Origin of the sequence: Streptomyces sp. NPDC093065 (assembly GCF_044754585.1) — a bacterium.
Taxonomy (GTDB): Bacteria; Actinomycetota; Actinomycetes; order Streptomycetales; family Streptomycetaceae; genus Streptomyces.
Map to the genome: position 1 here is coordinate 168,771 of NZ_JBIVPJ010000007.1, position 25,469 is coordinate 194,239.

Sequence of the window (25,469 nt, forward strand, 5' to 3'; positions counted from 1 at the left end):
TATGCGCGGGTGACCGCCTCCAGCACCCCCCGCCGGGACATCGACCACGTGGCCTCCGGCCTCGCGGCATGCCTTCCCGCGCTGCACCGGGCGCTGGACCGGCAGGTCGCCGCCCGGTACCCGCACCCCAAGCCCTCCGAGGGGCAGATCGCCCTGCTGCGCTTCGTCGCGCAGCACGAGGGCACCACGGTGCGTGAGGCCGCCGAGGCCCTGCTGATGAAGCCGAACAACGTCAGTGCCCTGGTCTCCCAGCTCACCGAGCGGGGCGACCTGGAGCGCAGGCGGGACAGCACCGACAAGCGGGTCGCCCACCTCCACCTCACGGCCACGGCCCGTGAGCGGCTGTCCGAGGTGCGGGAACTGGAGACCGCGTTCATCCGTCACGCCCTGACCTCCCTCACCGAGGGCCAGCAGGGCGCGCTCGGCGCAGCCCTGGACGCCCTCGACGCGTTGACGCGGCACCTGCACCCCGGCACTCACTGACACACATGTGCACGCCCCTCGCGGCGTGCCGTTCCCTTCCTCGCAGCGCCCCCCCCTTTTCCCGCAGTCCGCCCTCGCTGCGGTACCCCTCCGATCCGGAAGAGAAGGCTCCGTCATGCCGTCCACGTCCGTGGATCACTCCGCCATGCCCGCGGCCGAGACCGCCCCCGTCCCACGCGCGCCCGGCCGTCCGCGGTCCAATCCGTGGCTCACCCTCTTCGCCGTCGCGTTCGGGCTGTTCATGGTCCAGCTCGACGGCTCCGTCGTCGCCATCGCCAACCCCGAGATCGGCGGCGACCTGCACGCGTCCACCGCCCAGCTCCAGTGGGTGACCAACGCCTACCTGCTCGCGCTCGCCGCCACCCTCATCCTGGGCGGCAAACTCGGTGACCGGTTCGGACGCCGCACCTACTACCTCGTCGGCGTCGCCGGCTTCACCCTCGCCTCCGTCGCCATCGGCCTGTCCGGTTCGATCGAGGGCGTGGTCGCCTTCCGGGCCCTCCAAGGTGCCTTCGGCGGACTGCTGATGCCCAACACCCTCGGACTGCTCCGCTCCGTCTTCCCGCCGAAGAAGTTCGCCATGGCCGTGGGCATCTGGGCGATGGTCTCCGCCGTCGCGACCGCGCTCGGACCCATCGTCGGCGGCCTCCTCGTGGAGCACGTCGACTGGGAGTCCGTCTTCTACATCAACGCCCCCATCGGGGTCGCCGCCGTCGTCTTCGGCGCCCTCGTCCTTCCCGAGAGCCGCGACGCCACGGGCCGGGAACGCTTCGACGTACCCGGCCTCGTCCTGCTCGCCCTCGGCCTGTTGGCCGTCGTGTTCGGCGTGGTCAAGGGCGAGACCTGGGGCTGGACCTCCGCGGGCACCCTCGGCTCGGTCGCCGCGGGCCTCGTACTCCTGCTCGTGTTCGGCCGGCACGAGACCCGCGTGGAGCATCCGCTGCTGCCGATGCGCCTGTTCCGCAGCCGCGCGCTGACCATCGGCGCGATCGTCACCGCGCTGAACTTCTTCGTCATGCTCGGCGTGATCTTCTTCGTCATGCTGTACCTGCAGAACGTGCGCGGCTTCACGCCGGTCGAGGCGGGCGTGCGGACACTCCCGCTCAGCCTCGCCTCGCTGGTGGCCTCGCCCCTGGGCGCGGCCCTGACCCAGCGCTTCGGCCCCCGGCTGACCATGCCGCTGGGCATGCTGCTCCAGGCGGCCTCCTGCTTCGGCATGCTCACCTGGCAGACCGACTCCTCCTACGCCACCATGTGGCCGCCGTTCGTCGCGCTCGGTCTCGGCGTCGGCATGGTGATGTCGGCCTCCTCCGACGCCATCGTGGGCAACGCCCCCGTCCGGGACGGAGGCGTCGCGGGCGGCCTCCAGGCGACGACCCTGCAGATCGGCGGTGCGCTCGGCACGTCGGTGCTGGTCTCCCTGATCAGCGCCGAGGTCGGGGCGACGCTCACGGGTGAGCTCACCGGCGCGGGCGTGCCCGCCGCCATGGCCGACGGTCTCCTGGAGGCCAAGGACGCCGTGGCCATGGGCGTGGCGCCCGTCTCCGGCGACCTGCCGGCCGGGCTGCGGGCCGCCGTGGTGGAGGGCAGCGGGCAGGCGTTCATGAACGGCGTCCACGTGGCCGTGGTCGTCACTGGTGCCCTCTGCGTGCTCGGCGTGGTCCTCGCCGCGGCCGGACTCAGGCCTCCCCGGCCGCGGAGCGCGGAAGCACCGTGACCCGGTGGAAGTTGCACCCCGGGGGCGCCGGGTACCCGGAGTACCCCGACGGCCTCGGGGCGGGGTCGGCCGGCGGCCGGGACTGGTGGGCCTTGAGCGCGATACTCGTCAGGCTCAGCAGCAGGTCGACGTCCGCGTCGCAGTCCAGGTGCACCGTCACCCAACGGGAGCCGGGCACCAGGCGGATGGCGGTGGAGCCGCCGAGGTCGTACTGGAAGCGCTGGATGGCCCGGTGGGTGAGGTGGAGGTCCACGTCCCGGTCCGAGTGGAAGTGGACGATCTCGTCGCGGACGGAGCGCAGCGCCCGTCCGGTTCGGCAACTGGCCGGACCCGCGGAGAGGTCAGGCCAGGTGTGCAGCCGCTCAAAGGCGCGCTGGGCCAGAGTCATGGCCCCATCGTCGCCCGATCACCGCTTCGCAACCAGAGGTTGAGCGATTCTTAACCGGCACGTGAGGTCGGCGGGGACCCTGCCGGTGCCCCGCCGACCGTCTCCCGGCACAGGCTGTGTCAGGGCGTCACGCAGCCGATCGAGTCGACCGGGAAGTCGTTGCCCGTCGACGTGGCGGTGAAGCCGAAGGTCACGCTCCCGTCCGGTGGCACGACGCGGTTGTGGTCCACGTTGCGGACCGTGACCGTGCCGTCGGCCGCACTGGACAGCGAACCGTTCCACACCCCGCCGAGTGTGGTCCCGCTGCCCGGCTTCCACTGCACGGCCCAGCCGTTCAGCGGCTCGGTGCCGTGGTTCATCACCTCGACCGAGCCCTGGAAGCCGCCGCTCCAGGAGTTCTCCACGGAGTACACGGCCATGCAGGAACCGGTGTGCGTGGGCGGGTCCGTCGGGTCCGTGGGGTCCGTCGGGTCCGTCGGGTCCGGAGTGGTGCCGGAGCCGCGGATACCGGTGACCTCTCCGTTGCCGCCGTCGAAGACGACGTCCGAGCAGGAGAAGAAGTTCTCCTGGCTGTCCGAACGCACCCACTGCATGAAGATCAGCGCGTCGCCCGAGCGGCCCGAGGGCAGTGCGAGATCCCAGTAGTAGTGGCCTCCGTCGGTCCCCGGCGAGCCCTGCTGGGGCGGGTTGGCCACCGTCTGGATCAGTTCCAGGTCGTCCCAGCCCAGCTCGGACGTGGGCGACCAGCCGGGCTTGGTCAGGTACACCCGGAAGTCACCGGGGTGGGCCGCCCAGTTGCTGTACTGCACCGGGATCGTCGCACCCGACGTCAGGTGCGTGCGGGGCCAGTCCCCGCGGGGCGCGTTGTAGGCGGAGAAGTCGTACGGGGAACGGTCGCCCGCGCTGCACAGGGTGCCGTCCGGAACGTAACCGGCGCCGCGGCCGCCCGCGTTGGAGTCGAGCACGGCGAACCAGTTGTACAGCGCCGTCGACCCGCTCTGGTCGAGCGCGGCCCGACAGGCCGGGTTCGTCGGGTCGAGGGCACCGGTGCCGGTCTTGGCGTCCAGCTGGCACAGATAGGTGCGGGAGCCGGGCATCATCGCCACGCCGTGTGCCTCGGCCCGCCCCTGTCCGAGCAGGAAGGTCATGCCGAGCGCGCTGAGCAGGGTGGCCATGACCGCCGCCAAGGTCAGGAATCTGCTGCGTCGAGCCATATGGGGTCTCCCATCGGTCCTGTTGGTGATCAGTCCATGACAAGAGTGGGGTCGTAAGGGAACGGGAGTCCTGAGGGAAATGGAGTCGTGTGGGAATTGGAACCCCCGCCCGTCCGGGGCGGGCGCTTCGACCGGACGGGCGAGGAGGCGGTGGGTGGTGCGGGTGTCAGGCCGTGGTGCAGGCGGCGTCGTTCAGGCGGAAGCCGGCCGGCTCGGCGAACGCGCCGCTGTAGGTGCCCTGGAAGCCGAACGACAGGCTGCCGCCCGGTGCGATCCGGGCGTTGTGGCTCACGCCGGTCGCCGTGACGCTGCCCGTGGAAGGCGTGACGGAGGCGTTCCAGGCGTTGCCGATCCGCTGACCGGAGGGCAGCGTGAAGGCGAGCCGCCAGCCGTCGACCGGGGCCGTGCCCGTGTTGGTGACGGTGACGTCTGCGGTGAAGCCGTCCTGCCACACGTTCGTGCCGTACGACACCGCACACGTCGACGTGTCACCCGGCTCGCCGGGGTCCGGACCGGGGTCCGTGCCGCCGGGGGTGCCGCCGGGCGTGCCGCCGGTCTCGACGGTGGAGGAGAAGGAGTTCACGGCCAGCCCGGCGCCGTTCTGCCAGGGCTCGAAGCCTGCCTGCACACTCGTCAGGTACCAGTCGTCCTCGGCGAGTCCGCGCGCCACGGCCGCCCGCACGAAGTCCATGACGTCGAAGCTCCAGCCGGTGATCGCCGACGGCGCCACGAACGACAGCACGTCGTTGGAGCCGTTGCCGCCGCTCCACACCTCCCAGGTCCGACCGCCGACGTTCGCCGTGCCCACCGGCGAGCCGATGGGCTGTATCGGGCCCACCTTGTTGAACCAGATCATGATCTCGGTCTGGTTGACCCCTTCGGTGCGGGCCGCCGGGTCCAGCCATATGTCGTACGAGGCGTTGTAGACGGCGTTGTCGACGAAGCCGTAGGAGATGCTGGACGGCGCCGCGGAGACGGTGTCGAGCCGGGCGGGGAGGCCGGTTCCCGGCGAACAGGCCGTGTAGTGACAGCCGTTGAAGACCGACGGATACGACTTGGGTGCCCCGTCGGTCGGCGCCGAGCCGTCGGCCTGCGTGACCCGGAAGCCGGTGTCGGTGGCGGTGACGCACTGGGTGGCGGTGGAGCCCCAGCGGTTGTTCTGGACGACGTACCGTCCCTGGATCGTCGTCGTCCCGAAGGGCTCGCAGATCGCGGTGTCCGCCTGGGCCGGTGCCACGGCGATCGCCAGTGACGCGACGAGGGCGAAGGTCACCAGGGCCGCGTTCAGGGCGCCCAGGAGGCCACGCGGGGCGCGGACTCGGGGCCGTAACTTTCGCATGGGGCCTCTCCGGGGGTGCGGGGGGAAGGAGGGGGCCGGGGCGGGAGCGCTCCCAACTCCCCACTGATGGGAGCGCTCCCAATTACCGGTTGATTGAGGACTGTAGGAGCGGTTCATGTTCCTGACAAGACTGTGCGTGCCCAAGTTGTCGAACGAATCTCGAAGCCCCAGGTGAGAGACGTCCTGCCGGGAGCGCTCCCGGCAGACAGCCGCCCGAGCGTCACGTCAGGGGTGGCTCCGGGGCCAACTCCGGTTGCTGATCCGGGACTTGCTTCCAGGGCTTATTCGGGGACGTGCTCCGGAGCCCGCTCAGGCGGAGTCGCGGATCACCAGTTCCGTACGGAGGATGACGTGCCGCCAGGCGACGGAAGGCTCCTCCATCTCCTCCTGCAACAGCCGCACCATCGTGCGGCCGATCTCCTCCAGCGGCTGCCGGACCGTCGTCAGCGGCGGGTCGGTGGGACGGGCCGGATGGAAGTCGTCGAAGCCGATCACCGCCACGTCCTGCGGAACCCGGCGGCCCGCGGCCCGCAGCGCGCCGAGCGCCCCGGCGGCCAGCGTGTCCGACGCGGCGAAAACCGCGTCGAGTTCCGGATGCCGGGCGAGCAGGCCGGTCATCGCCCGGCATCCGCTCTCCTCCGTGAAGTCGCTCCCCTCGACGACCAGCGACGCCCCGGCCGCCATGCCCGCCGCCTCCAGCGCCTCCCGGTACCCGCGCAGGCGGCACTGGGCGACGTACATGTCGAGCGGTCCGCTGAGGGCCCCGACCGTGGTGCGTCCGGCGTCCAGCAGATACCTGACCGCGCCACGCGCGCCGCCCGCGTTGTCGGCGTCGACATAGGTGACGCTCTCATCGCCGGAACGCCGCCCCAGCATGACCGTGGGCAGCCCCGCCTCGGCGAGCATGTCCGGCAGCGGATCCTCGGCGTGCACGGACATGAGCAGCACTCCGTCGACCCGGCCGCCCCGCGCGTACTCCACGAAGCGCCTCCGCTCGGTGTCCGTACGCACCAGCGTGAGCAGCAACTGCACCGGGGTGTCGGTGAGCGCGTCGCCGACCGCGTGGACGACCTCGGTGAAGAACGGCTCCCCGAACAGCCGCCAGTCCGGCTCCGTCATCACCAGCGCGACGGCGTCGGCGCGATGTCCCGCCAGGGAACGGGCCGCGAGATTCGGGACGTACCCCAGTTCGGCGATGGCCCGCTGTACGGCCCGGCGCGTCGTGTCCCGCACACCCGCCGCGTTGTTGACGACCCTCGAGACGGTGCCTCGGCCCACGCCGGCGAGGGCGGCCACCTCCTCCAGCGTCGGCGTGCCGGGACGCTGCCTGCCCATGTCCGCCCGCCTTCCCCCACGAGATCATCCGATACTACGGTGACCCGCCCCGGCCCGGCGGGGCGATCGCGAGGCCGGCACCGGACGGTCGGCGCGTACCGCGGCCCGCCGGGACGGTGGCGTCACCGGCCGGTGGGGTCGGCGAGCCCGGCGCCCCACGCGGCGGCACACAGGGCACGGTCGACCTCCTCCGTGTAGAGGGCCGCGCCGAGCCACGCGCGGGCGAAGCCTCCGGTGTCGGCGGGGAGCAGCCGGCCGAAGGGATCGCGCGACCGTTCCTCGGCGGTGGCGTGCAACTCGGCGAGCAGTTCCGCGCCGGTGCCGAGGCCGTACCGGCGCAGTCGCGCGGCCTCGGACGTTCGGCTGCCGGGGAAGGCGAGTACTCGGCGGCCCCCGGACACGGCCTGGTGGACCCGGCGCCGCAGCAGATGCACGGGAGCCTCGTCGGCGGCGGACGCAGGCCGCACGGCCGGTGCGCCCCGGGTGCCGGGTGCGGTGCCCGGCGCCGGTTGCGCGGGCAGGTCCGCGCGTCGGAGCCGGTCGATACCGAGGTCGACACGGGCTTCCGGATCGGTGGGACGACTCGCCGCCAGCAGCAGGGCGCGGGGGAGCGGAGCCGGCGTGAGCCGGGCGACCACGCGCAGCCGGGCGCCCGGTGCGGAGGCGAGGAGGCGGAGGTTGTCACGGTGGGGCAGCGCGGGATCGTCGTGGGCCGCGGCGAGCCGGACGGTCAGATCCCCGCAGTCGGCGAGCAGACACTCGCCCGCCGCCTCGCGGGCGGTGCCGGTGATCGTGACGTCGAGGAACAGCAGGTCCTGGCCGTCCCGGTCGTCGCGCTCCTGCGAGCCGCCGGCGCCGGGCGGACCGAGCTCGCTCGCGAGCGCCCGCGAGACCTGCTCGGCCACCGGTACCGCCCAGAAACGGTCGAGCGGCTCCGCGTGCCACGAGGCCCCGGGCGCGCGCACGGCCCGTACGCCCGCGCCCGCCCCCAGACGTCCCGTCGGGGAGACCGTCGCCCCGGACACGGCGAGGCCCGCGCGGGAGAGCTCACGGTGCGTCAGCGTGGTGTCGCCGACGCGTACGGCGCGGTCCGCCGACCCCGTGGCCCGGTCGGCGCCGCCCGGAGCCACGTCCGAGACCGTGCAGAGCCGCCCCGAGGCGTCGCAGGTCCAGGTGACGGTGCCCGCGTAACCGGTCGCCGTGAGGACCGGTTCGGCGAAGAGCCCGTACAGGCGCAGCGAGCCGTCCGGTCTGTACGGCTGCCTCGTCCTGCCGCGCAGCCCGGCGAGTTCGGTCCCGGTGGCCGCCGGGAGGCGGTGCGCGAGGACCAGGACGTCGCGCAGGGCGGCGGTGAGATCGCTCAGGCGGTGGGCGGGGTCGCCGTCACGGGCCGCGCGCAACGCCGTGACCACGGCGACGGCACGGCCGGCCGCGCGCGGGAGTCCGGCGAGCCGGGCGGTGTGCGCCGCCCGCAGCAACTCGGCCTGGAGTACGGCTCCGGCGCCCTCGGCGCCGGCCTCCAGCACCGCGGCCGCCGCATCGCGCAGCGCGGCCGCCGCGGCGCGCTGGGTGGGAGTGGCCGACTCGGGGGCGGGGTCGCCGGCGGGAGCCGGGTCGCCGGTGGGAGCGGCGGGGACGGGCGTGGGGTCGGGAGCCGGAGACGGGGCCGACGCCTCGGGTGCCGTCTCCGGCGGGTCCGTGGGGCCGGCGACCGGGGCCGCCGATGCCGCGGCGGCCCGGTGAAGGCAGTCCGGCGCCAGCAGGCAACCGCAGCGGATCGCCTCGGCACCGACCACGACCCCTCCAGGAGCGTGCAGTTCGAGGTCGGTGTCGTCGTCGACCGCGATGCGGACGACGTCCCCGTCCCGGACGACGGGCCGCCCCACGACCTTGGCCACACCCGCGTCCAGCCGCTTGCGCAGCCTGGGGGAGAGCGCCGCGACCAGTTGGGCGGTCACCGAGGGACTGACCGGCGGAAGGTGCGGACTCATGCGATCTTCTCCCCTACCCAGCGGGCGAGTTCGAGCGGACTGAGCGCGGCGACCGGCATGCCCGCGGCGACGAGCTGCCCCGCCACCCCGGTGGAGTAGCGCGGGCGGCCCGCGTCGTCGAGGCTCGCGCAGCCCAGCACCTGGCAGCCGGCCCCGACCAGGGCGCGGACCTCCCCGAGCAGCCCGCCCAGCGGATAGCCCTCCTCGAAGTCGCTGACGACGACCACGAGGGTGCGGGACGGCACGGTGACCAGTTCGCGGGCGTGCCGCAGGCCCGCGGCGATGTGGGTGCCGCCGCCCACACTGACCTCCAGCAGCAGGGACAGCGGGTCGTCGACGTGCTCGGTGAGGTCCATGACCTCCGTGGAGAAGGCCAGGAAGTGGGTGGACAGCGTGGGCACTCCCGCCAGCACCGACGCCGTGAGGGCGGCCCACACCGTGGACGCCTCCATGGAGCCCGACACGTCCGTCACCAGGATCAGCCGCCAGTCCGCCGCCCTTCTGGCCCGGGTGCGGAAGACCGGGTGCTCCGGGAGGACCCGGACCGTGCCGTCCGGACCGCGGTGCGCCGAGGCCAGGTTGGCCCGCAGGGTGCGGGACAGGTCGAGGCCACCGCCCGGGCGGCGGCTGGGACGCGGCATCACGGTGCCGTGCAGCGCGGGGCGCAGGCGCGTGGCCAGCTCCCGGGTCAGCGCCTCGACCAAGCGCCGCACGAGCGGCCGGAGGGCGGCCAGCCGTGCCTCGGGCAGGCCCCCCGCGTGCCGGAGCACGGTGCGCAGCAGGTCGACGGAGGGCCGCACGCTGTCCGGGTCGAGCTCGGCCAGGACGTCCGGCCTGCCGGACGAGGCCGCGGCCGCCAGCACCTCCTCGCGGATGCCCGGCCCGAACAGCGCCGCCAGGTCCTCCGACCACTCACGCACACTCGGGTACGACGCCTCCCGGCCGCCGCCCGCACCGCCCCCGGCGGGCCCGGTCAGGTCCCCCCGGCTGCCCTCGCCGCGACCGCTGCCGTACAGCTCGTCCAGTGCGGTGGCCGGAGCGGCCGCCGCCGGGGACAGCCGGTCGGTACGGCGACCGAGCACGAGCCGCCAGCGGTCGCCGGGGGTGAGGTGGTGCTCCCCGACGACGGACGGGGCGACCGCAGCCGCGGCGGTTCCGTCGGGCGTTCTCAGTGCGGCGGCCTCGTCGGTCCCGCTCGGGTTGCCGTCGTTGTCGTCGCTCGCGCTGTTGTCGTCTTCGCTGCCTCTGTGGGGTCCGTCGGCCGGGGTCTCGGCTGCGGTCCTGGCGGCGGGGAGCAGCCCGAGCCCGCCGAGGCAGGTGCGTGCCGTGAGGTCCGCGCGCGTCCACAGGGCGAGCGCGGCAGGATCCACCCCGCCCGTGTCGGCCGGCCGGTCGACGTCCAGCCGCTCCTCGACCACGGAGAGGAGACGGTCGCGGGCGGCCCGGCTGAGCGTGTCGAAGCCGCCGCGCAACGCCGGCAGCCGGTCGAGGAAATCCCGGTCGGCCAACTCCGACACCCGGTCGAGGAGCGGCTCCAGCGCGGGCGCCGCCGACTCCAGCAGCGGGCCCGCGGCCGTGAGCAGCCCCGTGAGCCGGGCGGTGAGCGCGGCTCTGGACGCGCGGTCGTGTGCCGTGTCGACCCAGGAAGCGACGCGTTCGCCGAGCACGTCGGGGTCCTCGTGTCCGAGGAGCACCCGGACGGCTCCGGCGGCGCCGCGCATCAGGGGCGAGCCCTCGTGAGCCAGCCGGGCCAGGGCCTCGGTGAGCCGGACGCCGCCGAGTACGTCGGCGCGGTGGGCGAGTTCCAGCAGGGCGTGCGCGTCCGCGGGGTCCTCGGCGCCGCCGAGCCCGTCCACCTGGCGTACCGCCGCCGCGGTGAGGAGCTCGGCCACGGCGGTGGCCCGCACCGCACGCTCCTCGTCGGCGCCCAGCCCCGGGACGTGCCCCGCCCGCAGCCGGTCCAGCAGGCCCAGACCGCCGAGGAGTTCGGACAGTGTGGCCGCTCCGGGGAGCACATCGGCCGTCTCCGCGAGCCGTGCCTCCGTCAGGTCCTGCAGGCCGCACTCGGCCGCCTGGCGGAGTCCGTCCAGCGTCTGTGCGGCGGTGGGTCCGCCCTCGTCCCGCTCCGTCCGCCACCGCTCGCGCAGGACCCCCTCGGCGGCCTGGGCGGGCGTGACACCGTGCACGCCGACCGCCCAGAGCATCGCCTCGGTGGCCGGAGTCCAGCGCACCTCCCAACGGGTCGTCAAGGTCTCGGCACCGCCCGCACCGACGACACCGCGCGCCTCGGCGTACGGCACGCCGCACACCGCAAGGCGGCGCAGCAACAGATCGCGCGCGCGGTCGAGGTCCGACCGCAGGGGGTCCAGCCGCAGATCCCGTGCGGCCGCGGCCGGCACCGTGGTGCCGGGCGCGACGGCCCCGCGCCCGGCGCCGCCCGTCCCCGTCGGTCGCGGGCCGGCCGGCCCCGGGCCGGGCAGGCCCAGAGCCGCCAGCTCGGCCTCGACCGCCGGGGCGAGGCCGCTGCGCGGAGCGCCCGGGGCCGGACGGCCGCCGCGGGTCCCGACGAGGACCTGCTCCATCGCCCTGGCGACGGCCCGCCCCCTGCCGTACGGCTCCCCCTGCGCGAGTACGGTCTGCACCGCTTCGACCAGTTCGCCCCGGCCGGCAGCGGGCAGCCCGCGCAGCCGCGCCAGGTCCGAGGCCAGCCGTACGATCTCGCGCGCGTCGGCGGGCCCCGACGGATGCCCCAGGCCGCGCAGTGCCGCACACACCCGTACGGCCGCGTGCGTCAGCGCCTCCTCCAACGCGGCCGGGTCACCGGCCGCCCGCACCACCAGATGCTGCCACTCCGGGTCCCGGATACCGGCGGGGTACCCGGACCGCTCGTCCAGGAGGGCGTACGTGTACGGGATGAGGGACGTGACCCACGCGGACCGCTCCGCAGTCCCGGACCGGCCGGCGGTTCCCGTGGGCGCGCCGGAGCCCGCCCGGCGGGGCTCGGCCGACGTGGCCGTCGAGATCAGCGCCGGCGCGTGGAACGCGCCCACGACCAGGGCGGCCCGTGCACCGTCCGCGGTGGCGGCGGCCAGACGGGAGCGCATCCACGCCTCACGCCGTAGATCCAGCTCGGGCACGCCTCCCGAGGCGCGGGCCTCCTCGCGCAGGGCCCACCCGGTCAGGAGCGCGGCACGGCGCAACGCCTCCGGCCCCGAACCCGGAGCCGTGGCCTCCACGAGGCGGTCCCACAGGTCCTCGCCGGGACGACCGGTGAGCCGCGCCCGCAGCGCCCTGCCGAGCCCGGCGCGGTCCGGGGCCACATGCTCCACACCGCCCGGACGGCCCGGTTCCGGTGCGGTGGGCGGTGCCGCGCGTGCCGTGGGCCCGGTGCGTGCCGTGGGCGCGATGCGTGAGGCGGACCCGGTGGGCGTGACGGGTGCCCCTGAGCGCCTCTCCTCCCGCCACGTCCGGTCGGCCAACGGCAGGTCGCAGGCGACGACCGGGATCCTCCGCCGGGAGGCCCAGCGCACGGCGGCCAGCTCCGGGGAGAAGTCGGCGAACGGGTAGAAGGCAAGCCCCGCCCCCTCCTCCGTGCCGGCCGCGGCCAGTGCGACCGGTGCCAGCGTCTCCGGGTGACCCAGCCACGGGAGCCACTCCTGCATCTCCGCGGGCAGCTCGACCAGCAGCACGTCCGGAGCCGCCCCGTCCAGCAGGGCGGGCACGGCCGCGGCCAGCGACGGAGCATGGTGGCGCACTCCGATGAGGAAGGGCGCCGAGGGATCGGTGAGCGCTTCCACCGCCTCGTCCGCGGACAGCGGTGCGCGGGAGGGAGCGCCGGGCGAGGACGGGGAACGGGACACGGCCGTCAGCCCTCCAGGACCGTGCGCAGGTCCCACAGGGTGCGCCAGGTGGCCGAACCCTGCTCGGCGCGGCGCCGGACGGGACCGTCCCAGTACCCGCGCAGCCGTGCCGCGTCGGCGGGGTCGTCCTTGCGGACCACGCCGAGGAGATGTCCGGGCAGCAGCCCCAGCACATCGCGGTCCCCGGGGAAGTAGGCCGCGGCGAGCCCCAGCGCGCCCGCGACCGACACGGCCTCCGCGGTGCTCATGACCGTGGAGGGACGCTCGACCTCCCAGCCCTCCGCCGACCGGCCCTCGCGCAGATCCCGGAAGGCCACGACCAGTGCTTCCAGGACCGCTTCGTCGACCTGGAAGGGCGCCCCGGCCCGTTCCACCGAGGCCCGTGCCTGGCTGCGGACCAGGGCCGTCTCGGCGTCGAGGTCCGGGATCGGGCCCACCGTCTCGAAGTTGAAGCGGCGCTTGAGCGCGGCGGACATCTCGGAGACGCCCTTGTCGCGGAGGTTGGCGGTGGCGATCAGGTTGAACCCGGGCGCCGCGTGGGCCAGAGAGTCATCGGTGCCCGAGAGTTCGGGGACGGCGATGCGCCGCTCGGAGAGCAGGGAGACCAGGGCGTCCTGCACCTCCGGCAGGCAGCGGGTCACCTCCTCGACGCGGGCGATGCCGCCCCGGGTCATCGCGGTCAGGACCGGTGAGGGCACCAGTGCCGTCCGGCTGGGGCCCTGGGCGAGCAGCAGGGCGTAGTTCCATCCGTACTTGAGCTGGTCCTCGGTCGTACCCGCCGTGCCCTGCACCACCAGGCCGCTGGTGCCGCACACGGCCGCCGAGAGCAACTCGGACAGCATGGACTTGGCGGTACCGGGTTCGCCGACGAGGAGCAGACCGCGCTCCCCAGCGAGCGTGACGACGCACCGCTCGATCAGCGCCCGGTCGCCGACGAACTTGCCCTCAACCACCAGCCGGCGCGGGACCCCGCCGGGCGCCTCGGCGTCCTCGGGCAGCTTCAGGGCACGGCCGTCGCTGCCCATGACGAAGGTGACCACGGCGCGGGGCGTGAGCCGCCAGGCGGGCGGGCGCGGTCCGCTGTCATAGGCGGCGAGGAAGGCCAGTTCGGAGGCGTACCGGTCTTCCGGCGGCACGATCTGACGGGCGGTGTCGGGAGAGAGGGTGGTGGTCATCGACGGATCTTCCGGTGGGGTCGGGCAGGAGTCGGTGTGGCTTCGCGCGGGGTCACCGGCGGCGCCCCTTGCGGGTGGCGCGGGTGGTCAGCTCCTCGTACGCGGGCGCGTCCTGGGCGCGCACCCGCTCCCAGGCACGGGTGAACAACTCGGACACCGGGAGCAGGGGGACGGCCCGGGTCCCTTCGCCGACCGGGTACAGGCCCTCCTTCCACGTCTCCACCGGCAGAGCGGGCGACTTGAGGTCGCGCCAGCCGCAGGGCAGGAAGAGGGAACGGCCGGCCCGCGACCGCTTGGCCTCGACGACCAGCTCCGTGGCCGCCAGCTCGGCCCGGGCCTTCTTCCACCGGGCCGGCCGCCAGCCGGTCCAGCGGACGCAGTTGCGGTCGGTGGGGTCGGGCAGGGCGAGCAACTGCAGGTAGAGCACCGCCGCGTCCTCGCTCAGACCGTGGGCCGCCGCTACCTCGGTGACGAGTGCCGGGACACTGACCGCGGGGTTCTGTGCCGGGCCGGCAGCCCCTGTGGCACCCGGACCGGCGTCGAGGGTCCGCGCGAGTTCTTCCCCCAGGATGGCGCGCAGGGCCCGCATCCCGGCGCCGCGCGCCGCACCCACGAGTCCTTCGACCAGGCCGAACACGGCGTCTTCCGGGCCGGTGAGGCCGGCCGGCCGCACCAGCACGGTTTCCCTGTCGCCGTGCCGGGGGCGCAGGACGAGGGCCGCACCGAGCCGCGTCGTGCCGTCCGCGTCGGCGCCGCCCGCCGCGGGCAGGCCGTACGCCTTGCGGAGTTCGGCCGCGGTGGTGCCCCCCTTCTCCGTCCACTCGACATCCAGGTCGAGGAGCAGCCCGGGGTCGGCGAGGCGGCTGCGCAAAGCGGCCAGGCCCCGGGGCAGAGCCGCGCGCAGCGGGTGGCCGTGGGGGAGAGCGTAGGCGAGCGAGCCGAGGGCGTCGACGGAGCCGGTCAGCGCCTGATGACGGGGCACGGCGGCGGGGTCGTCCGCGACCAGCCGGCCGTCCTTGTCCGGCCGTTGAACCGTGGTTCGGCTGAGCCAGGGGGTGCGCGCCGGGTTCAGGACCGCCTCGGCGTACCCGGTCGGCAGGCCGTCCAGCGCTGCGGCCAGGTCCTCGGGCACGCGGACGAGGGAACCGAGGCGCTCGGCCCACGTCCGGCCCGCGGCACCCGTGTCCGGCCCCGCCGTCCACAGCTCGGCCGGGTCGTCGGGCAGCAGGGCGCCGATGAGCGCGGCACGGTCCGCGTCGGGGAGCGCCTCCAGCATGCGGTTGCCCGCGTCCAGCTGGCGGGACTTGAGCCCGGCCGTGGCGAGTGCGCCGGCGTCGAGACTGTGCGGCAGCCCGGCGAGAAGCACGGTGGCCTGGAGCGGTCCGACCCCGCCGTCGGTGGCCGCGGCGAGGGCGGCCGGTGCCTCGGACCGCCAGGGTGCGGCTCCCTTGTCCCGGACCAGCCGGGCGAGCGCGGCGAGCGTGTCGGCCGGGAGCGTCGTGGCGTGCCGGGTCTCCCTCTCCAGGGTGAAGTGGGCGACGGCCCCGAACGCGCCCGCCGGATCGTGTTCGATCGCACGCCAGTTGACGCGGTCGCGGGCGTAGTCGATGTTCTGGCAGCCGAGGACGACCACGGTGCGGCCGTCACGTCGCAGCACCTGACCCGAACGCTCCCGCTGCCGGTGCTTGTCGTACGCCTCGCCCAGGACGATCTCCCGAAGGCCGGCCCCCGGATCGGCGAGCGGCCCCTCGACCAGCGCCTCGAACAGGAGGAGCAGTGCCTCCCGTTCCGCCGTCGGCAGGGTCGCAAGCGTGGCCCGGTAGGCCAGTGGCCGCAGCACGCCCAGCAGATCCGGCCAGATCAGGCCGATGCCGGGGACGGTGTGCTCGTCGCTGTGCCACCCGTCGCCGAGGGCGGGCAGACGAGTGCGGTCGGGCAGTCGCCTGCCGTCGGCGGGCTTTCCGGAGAGCACGTGGTTCACGGCACGGATCTGCCGGAGCGCGGTCCACTGGGCCTCGCCGCCCCACGACCCCCACATCCGGGCCAGGCCGTCGGCGCCCGCCCGTAGCGTGCGATCGTCGCCGTGCCGGGGCCGGTAGTCCGCGAACATCCCCTCGGTCCGCTTCCGTTCCGGCTTCGCCCGCTCCTCGGGTGGCGTGACGAAGCGGGTGGCCGTGTCCGCGATCTGGACCGCCGTTCGGACCAGGGCCGCCACGCCGGCGAGGAGCCGCCTGTCGGTGATTCCGGGCAGCGCCCGCGACACGGCCTGCCGGACGACCACCTCGGCGGGCGGCACGGCGGCCCCGCCCGCGCCGTCGGCCGGACCGGCGTCTGCTCCGGTGTCCGCGTCCGAGTCCCCGGCCGCTTCCTCCGTGCCACCGTCGGCGGTCACCCGTGCCTGGCGCTCGGCCAGCGCCCGCTCCGCGGCGCGCAGCAGGTCGGCCGACTCCTCGTCGGTGAGGGCGCGCAACACCGCCGAGGCACGCTCGTCGCGGGGACGCAGTGCGTGCCAGAAGGCGACCGGCGGGACCAGTTCCGTGCCCGCCGCGAACTCACCGCCGCGCTCGCCAGGCGTCACCCGGCCGAGCACGCCCGCGTCGGGGCCCTCGCTCCCCGCGAACAGGGTGACCCGACGCCAGGTGCGGGCCACGACGGGCGCGGCGCCCCCGGGCAGCCGCAACGCGCCTAGCGGGAGGGCGCGTTCACCGTGCGGGGAGCTCCGCAACGTCACGGTGCGGCCGTCGGGCGTGCCCGCGGTGGTCAGCGCCTCGCCTGCCCCCTCCTCGGTCCGCACCCAACGTCCGAGTACGACTCCGTCGGTGCCGAACGGGCTCTGCTCCAGCCCGGACTGCAGCGGCAGAACCTCGCACCGGTCGTGCATCAGCGTCGCCCCGTCGCTGATGCCGGAACGGAGAAGGGCGGGCAGCGACGCGCGACCGTGCGCGCCGGTCGCCGGGTCGTACTCCAGCCACACCTGCCGACGGCCCTGCCTGCCCTGCCGCCAGTACGAGGTGCCGTCCCCGATGACGGGCCGGCTCGCGGGCAGGACGGTGTCGCCGGCGTGCAGGGCGGGGCCACCGGTGGCCCGGCCGCCGCCGGGCAAGGGGATGGACGGGGCCACCGTGTCGTCGCTGTGCCACCGGTGTGCGATCTGCTCGCCGGTGAACGTGAGGACCTCGGACGGGCGGGTGGACCAGTAGCCGCGCTGCTTGCCGTCCTGCCACCACACCACGAGCAGTTCCCCGTCGACGTAGCGGAACCGCGGGCGCTGCCAGCGGTCCAGGTCGTCCGGGAGCCGCAGGTCGTGCTCGAGCAGGATCCGGTCCGGACCGACGACGACCGCCTTGTGCCCGCGGCTCAGGACGAGACAGGGCCACGCCTCGTTCACGATCAGCGTCGTGTCGCGGTTTCCGCGGGAACCGGCCCCGGTTCCCCCTCCGGACCGGGCCCGGGTTTCGGCGTCGAGCAGCCGCAGGGTCTGTTCGAGGGCGGGCCAGCCCAGTTCGTCCAGGACGCCGGCCCGCAGCGTCCGTGCGAGCGGCGGAGCAGCCCGGTAGGCGGCGACGCGGGCGACGGCCTCGGGATTGACCCTCGGAGCCACCGACCGGAAGGGGCTCAGCCGGTGCAGTGCCTCGCGTGCCCCGGGCAGGCCCACCGCGTCGGTGAGTCCGTCCACCGCTTCGTCCAGCCACTCGCGCAGCACACCCCTGAGCACCGGATGGTCGGCGAGGTGGTCCAGTACCCGGCCCGACTGCCGCGCACTCACGGCGCCGACCGCCCGCAGCAGCAGCGGGCGCAGCCGCGGATCTCCCGCGACAGCGGCCAGATCGCGCCGTTCGGGACGGGTGTCGCGCGCCCAGCGATCCAGTCCGAGGTGGACCTCGTCGTCGGGACCGGGTACGGCGAGGGGGATCCCTTCCGCCGCGCACAGGTCGAGCAGGGCGATGTCGACGCTCCCATGCCGACGGCCGGTGAACAGGTCGACCGCCCGTCCGCCGGCCCGCAGCCGGGGAGCCATCCGTGCCACGAGGTCGAGCGTGGCCGGAGAACTGTCGCACACCCGGGTGCCGCGCTTGCGGTGCGCGGCCCAACGGGTCAGCCAGTCCGCCGCGTCGACACCGCCCGCGACCTCGACCGCCGCGTCGGCGGCGGCCGGGGTACCGGCGGCCGCGTCGCTCCCGCCCGCCGTCGGACCCTCCGCGCCCGTCAGCAGCCGGTCGGCACCGCACTCGGCCAGCAGCGCCAGCCAGAACTCCTCGCTCTTGGCGCCGTGCTCCAACCCGGCCGGCATGATCTCCAGCAGCCGCGCCCTGATCGCGGGCCGCCGCTCGGCGAGGACGCTCAGGGTCGCCCGGTACGCGGTCCAGAAGGAGGCGGGTGCCCGGACCGCGGCGGGCGAGCCGACCAGGTCGGCCACGAGGTCGCACTCCGCCTCCACCCGGGGCAGCCCGGCCGCCTTGATCAGCAGCCGCGCGTCCTGCGGCAGCGACGCGTACGGCGGCATACCGGCCGCACAGCGTTCCACGGCCAGCTGACGGAACTGCGCCCACGCCTCGGCGGCGTCCAGCCGGGCGGCGAGGTCCTTCACATGCTGCTTCAGTGCCTTGACCGTCAAGGCCCCGGCGAACGCGAACTCCAGGAACACGGCACGCTGCCGCTGCTCGTCGACGGCGAGCGCGTGCACCCGCTCCGCGTCGCGGGCCTTGCCGAAGAAGGCCGCGGCGTAGGTGGTGTTGTCGAACCGGAGGAAGATCCGTGCCGCCTGCTCGAAGAAGGTCGGCAGGAAGTGCGGCACGGCCCGGCCGAGCCGGTCGCCGAGCCTCTCGAAGCCCTCTTTCGCGGTGCCGGGCCGGGACTTGGCCTGGCGCGCGAGCCGCTCCACATCCTTGACCAGGGCCAGCGCGTGGTGCCCGTTGGCCGGATCGTTGACCAGGGCCCAGGCGGGGAAACCGAGGGTCTCGCGCCTGACCTGCCCGACTTCGGGAGTCTCCGCGTCCCGCGCGAGCCCGAGGAAGTCGAGAGCGAGGTCCTCGGCCTCCCCGAGGGTGCCCGGCACCAGCCGGACGACGCTGCGCTCGCCCAGCGCGGCATGGGTGTACGTACGGACGGTGAGGGTGTCGGCGTCGTCCCGGCCGCTGCTGCCCGGCGGCAACAGCGCGCCGGCTTCGAGCAGGGCGGAGGCGGTGGCTTCGTCGAGGCCGGTGGCCGCGTGCGCGCCGGTGCCGCCCTGGGGCGCGGTGGCCGTGTTCGTGGCGCTCATGCCGCCCGCTCCTCGTCCTCGATGTCGCGGCCGGCATACAGCGCGGCGGCCATACGCATGCCCTCGGACCAGGCCACGGGACCGACCCGCCCCAGCTTCAGCACCCGCCCGGCGGCGTCGGTCCACATCAGGGGGCCGGTCTCCGTCTCCTCGTAGCCGTCGTAGTCGCCGACCCAGACGCGGGCCTCCGCACCCCGGCCGTCCTCCCAGACGGAACAGACCGCGTATCCGCCGCGTACGCGGTGACCGAGCTGGGCGACCCGACCGTGCAGGAACCGCAGTTCCCTGAAAGCGCCGCCCGCGTAGTCCTCGACGGAGGTGGCCTCGGCGTCGACTGCGGCCGGGCGGTGCCACACCTCGCGGAAGAGCTGCTGGGCCCGTTGCTCGACGCCGAGTTCGACGGCGAACTCCCGCAGCTCCTCCAGGTCTTCGAGGAGCACCGGGTGCGGGAGACGGACCAGGTCGGGAGCGATGCGCACCGTGTCCCCGTCGAGGTCGACGAGGCCGAGGCCGCGCTCGGGGTCGGCGTCCCGCAGGAAGCCCGCGACCTCGCCGCCGGCGCCGGTGACCACGAGGTCGCGCAGGGCGGCGCGCCAGGCCGGATCGGCCCACACCCGGGTGAGTACGGCGAGGGGCACGGGCAGGGACCGCACCATCCACCGCTCCACGTCGCCCAGGCACTCGCGTTCGTGCCGCTCCAGCCACTCGGCGAGCTGCCGCAGTCCGATCACCGCCGGATCGTCCACGAGCCTGGCCGGCACCGATTTCAGCCGCCGTCCGGTGGCGTTGCGGCACACCACCTTCCCGTCGTCCAGGGCGACCTCGTAGTCCCCGGCCGTCACCCACCCCATGAGTGCCTCCCCGCACCGCAGTGATCAAGTGCTGACGACTCTAGGCGAGGCCACTGACAACGCCGTGAGCACTGGGGACGGCGGGCGGGGACGGCCCGTGGGGGAGTGCGACCGGTCGGCCGTCAGTGGTCCAGGCGGACCGGCATCAGCAGGGAGAACGTCCCCTCGTCGTCCGTCCGGCGGATCGCCAGCGGTGCCGTGGGGGTCGCTCCGAACTCCAGGACGAGGCAGTCCCGGTCCGCGGCCGCGAGCGCGTCCAGCAGGAATCCGCGGTCGACGCCGACGCTGTTCCCGTCCGCGTCGCCGTCCCCGCAGACGGTCACCGTACGGTCGTCCGTCGTCGCGAGCACGCTGACGTCACGCGCGGACCCGCCGGTCCCGCCCGCCTCGCCCACGCGGACGGGACCGGTCTCCAACGCCTCCCGGAGCGCGGGCACGTCGACGACGAACCGCCGCCCGGCCGGCAGCTGGACGAGACGGCGGTAGTCGGGGAAGTCGTGGTCCAGGCGCTGCCCCGACACCCGGCGCTCGCCTGCCTCCAGTGTCACGCGGTCGTCCTCGACGGCGAAGCGGGCGGGTTCGCCTTCCCCCAGCAGCGCGCGCATCGCGTCGACGAGCGGGGAAGGCACGACAACCTGTTCACGCGGGCCGCCGTGTCCGGCGGCGGCCGTGCGCGCGACCGCCATGCGGTACCGGTCGGTGGCCACGACGTGGAGAGCGTCGCCCTCGACGTCGAACAGGACCCCGCCGAGCATCGGCAGCTCGGGGTCCTCGCCGGCGGCGAAACGGACCGCGTCGAGCGCGCCCGCCAGTTCGGGCGAGGCAAGGGACAGCCGGAGGGTGCCGGTACGGGGCGAAGCGGTCATGGGATTCTCCCTGTGTTCGAGTAGCGCTCGGAGCGTGGAGAACTCGCTGCGGGCCTCGGCCAGCCCCAGCTCGAGGCGGCGCAGGTGCGCCCGGAGCAGCCTGCGCACCAGGTCCGCGTCCGCGCCGGACCAGCCGGCCAGCACCAGCCGGATGTCCGCCAACGGCATGCCCGCCCGCCGTAGTCGGACGAGCACCCTGGCCTCGTCGAGCTGCTCCGGGGCGTACCAGCGGTAGCCGCTCGCCGGATCGACCCGGGCGGGGACCAGCACACCGGCACGGTCGTAGAACCGCAGGGCGCTCACGCCCAGTCCGCTGTCGCGGGCCATCTCCCCAATGCTGCGCATCTCGCTCTCCACGTCCGGAACTCTGAGCCCTTGACCAGGTCGAGGGTCAATCTCGGGGTCTTTCCGGCAACGACCGGACGGCCGGCACGCCCCGCCCGTCTGTCATTCTTGCGCCGTGCACAAGCCCAGCGCCGTCACCCCGGACGCCCCCACGGCGATACGGATGCCGCTCCTCACCCAGGAGTGGCTCGACCTCGCCTTCGTCCACTGGGCCGTCGAGCCCTCCGCCGTGGCGGGACTGATGCCGAGCGGCACGGTTCCCGACACGCACGACGGGCTCACGTACGTCGGGCTCGTCGCGTTCCGGATGCACCGGGTGGGATGGTTCCGGCTGCCCGGGGTCCCCTACTTCGGCTCGTTCCCGGAGACCAACGTGCGTCTGTACAGCGTGGACGCGCACGGGCGGCGCGGCGTGGTCTTCCGGTCGATGGACGCCTCGCGGCTGATACCGGTGGTGATGGGACGCCTCGGCTTCCGGCTGCCCTACCTGTGGTCCCGGATGACCGTCCGCCCGGTGGGCGACACCGTGACCTACACCAGTACGCGCCGCTGGCCGGGACCGCGCGGCGCCCACAGCCGCATCACCCTGCGGACCGGTGAACGCATCCACGAGCCCACGCCCCTGGAGCACTTCCTCACCGCCCGCTGGGGCATGCACAACATGTTCTTCGGCGGGGCCGCCTACCTGCCCAATCACCACCCCCGCTGGCCCCTGCACCGGGCCCGGCTCGTCGCGTGCGACGAGGATCTGGTGGCGAGCGCCGGGATACCCGCCCCGACGGACGCACCGGTCAGCGTCCTGTACTCACCCGGAGTACCGGTTCGCCTGGGTCGCCCAGCCCGGCCGGTACCCACCGTGCCGCCCGCCCCTTGACCTCAAGCACGGTCGAGGTACCACAGTGACCCGCATGAACCCGGAAGCCGTACCCACTGAAGTCGCGGACATCAAGGCCATAGAGCACGTCGTGGCCACCGTCGAACGTACCCAGCGCGCCAAGGACGCCGAAGGATTCCTCGCCCTCTTCCACCCCGACGCCCTCTGGACCACCGCCCACGGCAAGGTGCTGCTCGGGCTCGACGCGATCGCCGCGTTCACCCGCGCGGTGCTGCCCGACGCCGCCTGGGACGGCGAGGTGACCTACGAGGTGGCGCACACGAGGTTCCTGCGCCCCGACGTGGCCGCGGTCAAGGTCCGGCAGGTCTACCACTCGGCCGAGGGCGACACGCAGGGCACACCGCTGTACGTCATGACCAGGCAGGACGACGGACGCTGGCTGCTGCACGCCGGACAGAACACCGAAGTCCGCAGCGGGTGAGCACGTATCCCGGCCTGACCGTCCGGGCCCGCTGGCGGCGAGGCGTGGTCCGAGTCCAGTCGAGCGGAACGGCGGTCACACGCCGGCGAGCGGCTGGTCGCGCAACACCTCGTGTGCCGCGTCGAATTCGTCGAGCACCAGCACCACACGCCAGTCGCGGCGCCGCACGACACAGCATCTTCTCGATGCCGCCCTGGGCACGGACATTCATCCGCACGGGCGGAAAACACCTTGGGCCGCGGTAGTGAAAGTTCCTCCCCCCAGGCCGGGAGGAAGGGGGTGCCTTATACGTCCGCCGCCTCAGGCGGCGCTTCCAGGCACCCCCTTTGCGGCTCTAGAAGAAGCCGAGCTTCTTCGGGCTGTAGGACGTGAGGATGTTCTTGGTCTGCTGGTAGTGCTCCAGCATCATCTTGTGGTTCTCCCGGCCGATGCCCGACTGCTTGTAGCCACCGAAGGCGGCGTGCGCCGGGTAGGCGTGGTAGCAGTTCGTCCACACACGCCCCGCCTGGATGGCGCGGCCCGCGCGGTAGGCGGTGTTCATGTCGCGGGTCCACACTCCCGCGCCGAGGCCGTACAGGGTGTCGTTGGCGGTCTTGATCGCGTCGTCGAAGTCGTCGAAGGACGTGACCGACACGACCGGGCCGAAGATCTCCTCCTGGAAGATCCGCATGCGGTTGTGGCCCTCGAAGATCGTCGGCTGGACGTAGTAGCCGCCCTTCAACTCGCCGTCGTGCTCGATCCGCTCGCCTCCGGTGAGTACCTTGGCGCCCTCCTGCCGGCCGATGTCCAGGTAGGACAGGATCTTCTCCAGCTGGTCGTTGGAGGCCTGCGCGCCGATCATCGTGTCGGTGTCCAGGGGGTGACCCGGCTTGATCAGCTCGGTGCGGACGACGGCCGCTTCCATGAACTCGGCGTAGTTGCCGCGCTGGACGAGCGCCCGGGACGGGCAGGTGCAGACCTCGCCCTGGTTGAGCGCGAACATCGTGAAGCCTTCGAGGGCCTTGTCGCGGAAGTCGTCGTCCCGCGCCCAGACGTCGTCGAAGAAGATGTTCGGCGACTTGCCGCCCAGCTCCAGCGTGACCGGTTTGATGTTCTCCGAGGCGTACTGCATGATCAGCCGCCCGGTGGTGGTCTCCCCGGTGAACGCCACCTTCGCCACCCGGGGGCTCGAGGCCAGCGGCTTGCCCGCCTCCACGCCGAAGCCGTTGACGACGTTCAGGACGCCGGGCGGCAGCAGGTCCGACACCAGGCTCAGCCAGTAGTGGATCGAGGCAGGGGTCTGCTCCGCCGGCTTCAGGACCACCGCGTTCCCGGCGGCGAGGGCGGGGGCGAGTTTCCAGGCCGCCATCAGGATCGGGAAGTTCCACGGGATGATCTGTGCCACGACCCCCAGCGGCTCGTGGAAGTGGTACGCCACGGTGTCGTCGTCGACCTCGCTGAGTGAGCCCTCCTGGGCACGGAGCGCACCCGCGAAGTAGCGGAAGTGGTCGACGGCGAGCGGGATGTCCGCCGCCAGCGTCTCGCGTACCGGCTTGCCGTTCTCCCAGCTCTCGGCGACTGCCAGGCGCTCCAGGTTCGCCTCCATGCGGTCGGCGATCTTCAGCAGGATGTCGGAGCGCTCGGTCACCGAGGTACGGCCCCAGCCCGGAGCGGCCGCGTGCGCGGCGTCGAGTGCCCGCTCGACGTCGTCCGCCGTGCCGCGCGCGACCTCGGTGAACGGCAGGCCGTTCACCGGGGACGGGTTCTCGAAGTACTGCCCACGCGCCGGCGGCACGTACTCCCCGCCGATGAAGTGGTCGTAGCGCGACTGATAGGAGACGATCGCGCCCTCGGTGCCGGGCGCCGCGTAACGGGTCATCCTCTGTGCCTCCCTCATCGAGCGCTGCCCGCCGTTGGACAGCTCTGCGCGTCAGGCTAGGAAGCGGGACGTTGCAGTGACGTTGCGTGCGCCGTCGTCACCGTCCGGTCTCCGTGAGCGGCGCCCGCCGGCGGGCGCTCACCACGTGTCCGCCGCCGTCAGCTCGGACTCCAGCGCCGCGAGCCGGGAGCCGGTCGCCGCCGTCGGCCGGACCGCCGCGAGTGCGCGCCATACGTCGAGGTCGTCCTCCCCCCACGGCGCGTGCGCCCAGTCGGCCAGCAGGTCGGGATCGCCGCAGGCGATCAGCGCCGCCCGCAAGCCGTCGGCGAGACGGCGCCTGAGCCGTTGCACCGCCGGAGCCTGCGAGCCGGGCAGCAGCGGACCCGCGTAGGCTGTCGCGGCCCCCGTGACCGCACCGGCCGCCAGACGTCGATCCACAACGGCGGCGTCGGTCTCGACGGGCATCGTGAGCCGGTACGGCCGGGAGGCCAGCCTGCCGGGTCCCAGGATGCCGCGCAGCCGGGCCAGCTCGGCCCGCAGTGTCACCGGCGGCACCGTCTCGTCCTCGTACAGGGCACACAGCAACTCGTCGCCCGTCAGGCCCTCCGGGTGATGGGCCAGCAGCACGACGATCTCACTGTGCCGCCGACTCAGCCGGACGCGCCGACCGTCGGCGTTCAGCAGCGCCTCGTCGCGGCCCAGCGCGGTCAGCTCGGCCGACTCGGTTCCGGGCCGCTCGGGAGTGAGCAGCGCCAGCTGCGACTCCGCGGCACGTGCCACGGCCTGTACGAAACCCAGGCTGTGCGGATGCGCCAGACCGTCCCCGCCGGTGATGTCCACGGCGCCGAGCACCCGCCCGGTGCGGGGATCGTGCACCGGAGCGGCGGCGCAGGTCCAGGGCTGGACCCTGCGTATGAAGTGCTCGGCCGCGAAGACCTGCACCGGACGGCCGACGGCCACCGCCGTGCCCGGCGCGTTCGTCCCGACGGCCGACTCCGCCCAGCGGGCTCCGGGCACGAAGTTCATCCGTCCCGCCCGGCGCCGGGTGGCCGGATGGCCCTCTACCCACAACAGCCTGCCGTGCGCGTCGCACACCGCGAGCAGATGCTCGCCGTCGGCGGCGAACGTGCCCAGGAGCTCCCGGACCAGCGGCATCACCCGCGCCAGCGGGTGTTCGGACCGGTAGACGCCGAGGTCGCCGTCCATCAGCTCCACACTCGCGGTGCCGTCCGGGCCGACACCCGCCCGGACGGATCGCCGCCACGAATCCGCCACCACGGCGCGCACGGGACGCGGCACCGTCCCCGCCTCGGTGAACGTCTCATGCGCGCGTCGCAGGGTCCGCGCACGCTCCGCGGGGTCGGCCCCCGGTTCCAGAGCCAGCCATGAATCGGTCAACTCGGCCTCCCCGGACGGTGTTGCGGTTTCGGGACATCGTGACTCCGCGGACACGCTCGGACAACCACTTCGA

16 protein-coding genes are annotated in these 25,469 nt (G+C 74.0%); 4 read left to right on the plus strand and 12 right to left on the minus strand.

Annotated features, from left to right (window positions below; all coding sequences use genetic code 11):
• Nucleotides 1–9: 9 nt before the first annotated feature.
• Both ACIQFU_RS15060 and ACIQFU_RS15065 read left to right on the plus strand, forming a co-directional pair.
• Nucleotides 10–483, plus strand: a complete 474-nt coding sequence (locus ACIQFU_RS15060) for a MarR family winged helix-turn-helix transcriptional regulator (RefSeq protein ID WP_402551655.1) — start codon at nucleotides 10–12, stop codon at nucleotides 481–483.
• A gap of 115 nt (nucleotides 484–598) precedes the next feature.
• A complete protein-coding gene (locus ACIQFU_RS15065) occupies nucleotides 599–2,200 on the plus strand; it encodes an MFS transporter (RefSeq protein WP_402551657.1) in 1,602 nt (533 codons plus the stop codon).
• Here ACIQFU_RS15065 and ACIQFU_RS15070 read toward each other — a convergent pair.
• From ACIQFU_RS15070 to ACIQFU_RS15115, 10 genes are all read right to left on the minus strand, one after another.
• Nucleotides 2,163–2,588 (minus strand): luciferase family protein, encoded by a 426-nt coding sequence (locus ACIQFU_RS15070; RefSeq protein ID WP_402551659.1) that lies wholly within the window; start codon nucleotides 2,586–2,588, stop codon nucleotides 2,163–2,165. The two genes, ACIQFU_RS15065 and ACIQFU_RS15070, sit on opposite strands and share 38 nt — an antisense overlap.
• Nucleotides 2,589–2,707: 119 nt before the next feature.
• Nucleotides 2,708–3,802: a lytic polysaccharide monooxygenase gene (locus tag ACIQFU_RS15075; RefSeq protein WP_402551661.1), complete on the minus strand. Its 1,095-nt coding sequence runs from the start codon at nucleotides 3,800–3,802 to the stop codon at nucleotides 2,708–2,710.
• A 166-nt stretch (nucleotides 3,803–3,968) separates the two neighbouring features.
• Nucleotides 3,969–5,141 carry a cellulose binding domain-containing protein gene (locus ACIQFU_RS15080; protein WP_402551662.1) on the minus strand — a complete coding sequence of 391 codons (1,173 nt, stop codon included), beginning with the start codon at nucleotides 5,139–5,141 and terminating at the stop codon, nucleotides 3,969–3,971.
• 309 nt (nucleotides 5,142–5,450) lie between these two features.
• Nucleotides 5,451–6,476, minus strand: a complete 1,026-nt coding sequence (locus ACIQFU_RS15085; protein WP_402551663.1) for a LacI family DNA-binding transcriptional regulator — start codon at nucleotides 6,474–6,476, stop codon at nucleotides 5,451–5,453.
• 122 nt (nucleotides 6,477–6,598) lie between these two features.
• Nucleotides 6,599–8,467 (minus strand): hypothetical protein, encoded by a 1,869-nt coding sequence (locus ACIQFU_RS15090; RefSeq protein WP_402551665.1) that lies wholly within the window; start codon nucleotides 8,465–8,467, stop codon nucleotides 6,599–6,601.
• Entirely contained in the window at nucleotides 8,464–12,327 is a 3,864-nt protein-coding gene (locus ACIQFU_RS15095) for a DUF5682 family protein (protein ID WP_402551666.1), read from the minus strand. Before ACIQFU_RS15095 ends, ACIQFU_RS15090 begins: the two co-directional genes overlap by 4 nt.
• A 5-nt stretch (nucleotides 12,328–12,332) precedes the next feature.
• Entirely contained in the window at nucleotides 12,333–13,502 is a 1,170-nt protein-coding gene (locus tag ACIQFU_RS15100) for an AAA family ATPase (protein WP_402551667.1), read from the minus strand.
• A gap of 52 nt (nucleotides 13,503–13,554) precedes the next feature.
• Nucleotides 13,555–18,762, minus strand: a complete 5,208-nt coding sequence (locus tag ACIQFU_RS15105) for a hypothetical protein (RefSeq protein WP_402551669.1) — start codon at nucleotides 18,760–18,762, stop codon at nucleotides 13,555–13,557.
• The gene (locus ACIQFU_RS15110; RefSeq protein ID WP_402551671.1) at nucleotides 18,759–19,613 is read right to left on the minus strand and encodes a DUF4132 domain-containing protein; all 855 of its coding nucleotides are present in this window, start codon (nucleotides 19,611–19,613) and stop codon (nucleotides 18,759–18,761) included. The genes ACIQFU_RS15105 and ACIQFU_RS15110 overlap by 4 nt, the downstream gene beginning before the upstream one ends.
• Nucleotides 19,614–19,735: 122 nt before the next feature.
• Nucleotides 19,736–20,824, minus strand: a complete 1,089-nt coding sequence (locus tag ACIQFU_RS15115; RefSeq protein ID WP_402551672.1) for a MerR family transcriptional regulator — start codon at nucleotides 20,822–20,824, stop codon at nucleotides 19,736–19,738.
• Nucleotides 20,825–20,939: 115 nt separating this feature from the next.
• On the opposite strand from ACIQFU_RS15115, the gene ACIQFU_RS15120 reads away from it, so the two are divergent.
• Together ACIQFU_RS15120 and ACIQFU_RS15125 are read left to right on the plus strand one after the other, a co-directional pair.
• A complete protein-coding gene (locus ACIQFU_RS15120) occupies nucleotides 20,940–21,698 on the plus strand; it encodes a YqjF family protein (RefSeq protein ID WP_402551674.1) in 759 nt (252 codons plus the stop codon).
• Nucleotides 21,699–21,732: 34 nt separating this feature from the next.
• Nucleotides 21,733–22,140 carry an SgcJ/EcaC family oxidoreductase gene (locus ACIQFU_RS15125; RefSeq protein ID WP_402551676.1) on the plus strand — a complete coding sequence of 136 codons (408 nt, stop codon included), beginning with the start codon at nucleotides 21,733–21,735 and terminating at the stop codon, nucleotides 22,138–22,140.
• Nucleotides 22,141–22,474: 334 nt separating this feature from the next.
• On the opposite strand, the gene ACIQFU_RS15130 is transcribed toward ACIQFU_RS15125, so the two are convergent.
• Nucleotides 22,475–23,998 carry an aldehyde dehydrogenase family protein gene (locus ACIQFU_RS15130; RefSeq protein WP_402551678.1) on the minus strand — a complete coding sequence of 508 codons (1,524 nt, stop codon included), beginning with the start codon at nucleotides 23,996–23,998 and terminating at the stop codon, nucleotides 22,475–22,477.
• Nucleotides 23,999–24,136: 138 nt separating this feature from the next.
• Nucleotides 24,137–25,396: a GAF domain-containing protein gene (locus ACIQFU_RS15135; RefSeq protein ID WP_402551680.1), complete on the minus strand. Its 1,260-nt coding sequence runs from the start codon at nucleotides 25,394–25,396 to the stop codon at nucleotides 24,137–24,139.
• Between the last annotated feature and the right edge of the window lie 73 nt (nucleotides 25,397–25,469).

Excerpts from the sequence above, each read along its gene's own strand:
- ACIQFU_RS15065 (WP_402551657.1), top strand. The coding sequence starts at position 599 with ATGCCGTCCACGTCCGTGGATCACTCCGCCATGCCCGCGGCCGAGACC.
- ACIQFU_RS15070 (WP_402551659.1), bottom strand. The coding sequence starts at position 2,588 with ATGACTCTGGCCCAGCGCGCCTTTGAGCGGCTGCACACCTGGCCTGAC.
- ACIQFU_RS15075 (WP_402551661.1), bottom strand. The coding sequence starts at position 3,802 with ATGGCTCGACGCAGCAGATTCCTGACCTTGGCGGCGGTCATGGCCACC.
- ACIQFU_RS15080 (WP_402551662.1), bottom strand. The coding sequence starts at position 5,141 with ATGCGAAAGTTACGGCCCCGAGTCCGCGCCCCGCGTGGCCTCCTGGGC.
- ACIQFU_RS15085 (WP_402551663.1), bottom strand. The coding sequence starts at position 6,476 with ATGGGCAGGCAGCGTCCCGGCACGCCGACGCTGGAGGAGGTGGCCGCC.
- ACIQFU_RS15090 (WP_402551665.1), bottom strand. The coding sequence starts at position 8,467 with ATGAGTCCGCACCTTCCGCCGGTCAGTCCCTCGGTGACCGCCCAACTG.
- ACIQFU_RS15100 (WP_402551667.1), bottom strand. The coding sequence starts at position 13,502 with ATGACCACCACCCTCTCTCCCGACACCGCCCGTCAGATCGTGCCGCCG.
- ACIQFU_RS15105 (WP_402551669.1), bottom strand. The coding sequence starts at position 18,762 with ATGAGCGCCACGAACACGGCCACCGCGCCCCAGGGCGGCACCGGCGCG.
- ACIQFU_RS15110 (WP_402551671.1), bottom strand. The coding sequence starts at position 19,613 with ATGGGGTGGGTGACGGCCGGGGACTACGAGGTCGCCCTGGACGACGGG.
- ACIQFU_RS15115 (WP_402551672.1), bottom strand. The coding sequence starts at position 20,824 with ATGCGCAGCATTGGGGAGATGGCCCGCGACAGCGGACTGGGCGTGAGC.
- ACIQFU_RS15125 (WP_402551676.1), top strand. The coding sequence starts at position 21,733 with ATGAACCCGGAAGCCGTACCCACTGAAGTCGCGGACATCAAGGCCATA.
- ACIQFU_RS15130 (WP_402551678.1), bottom strand. The coding sequence starts at position 23,998 with ATGACCCGTTACGCGGCGCCCGGCACCGAGGGCGCGATCGTCTCCTAT.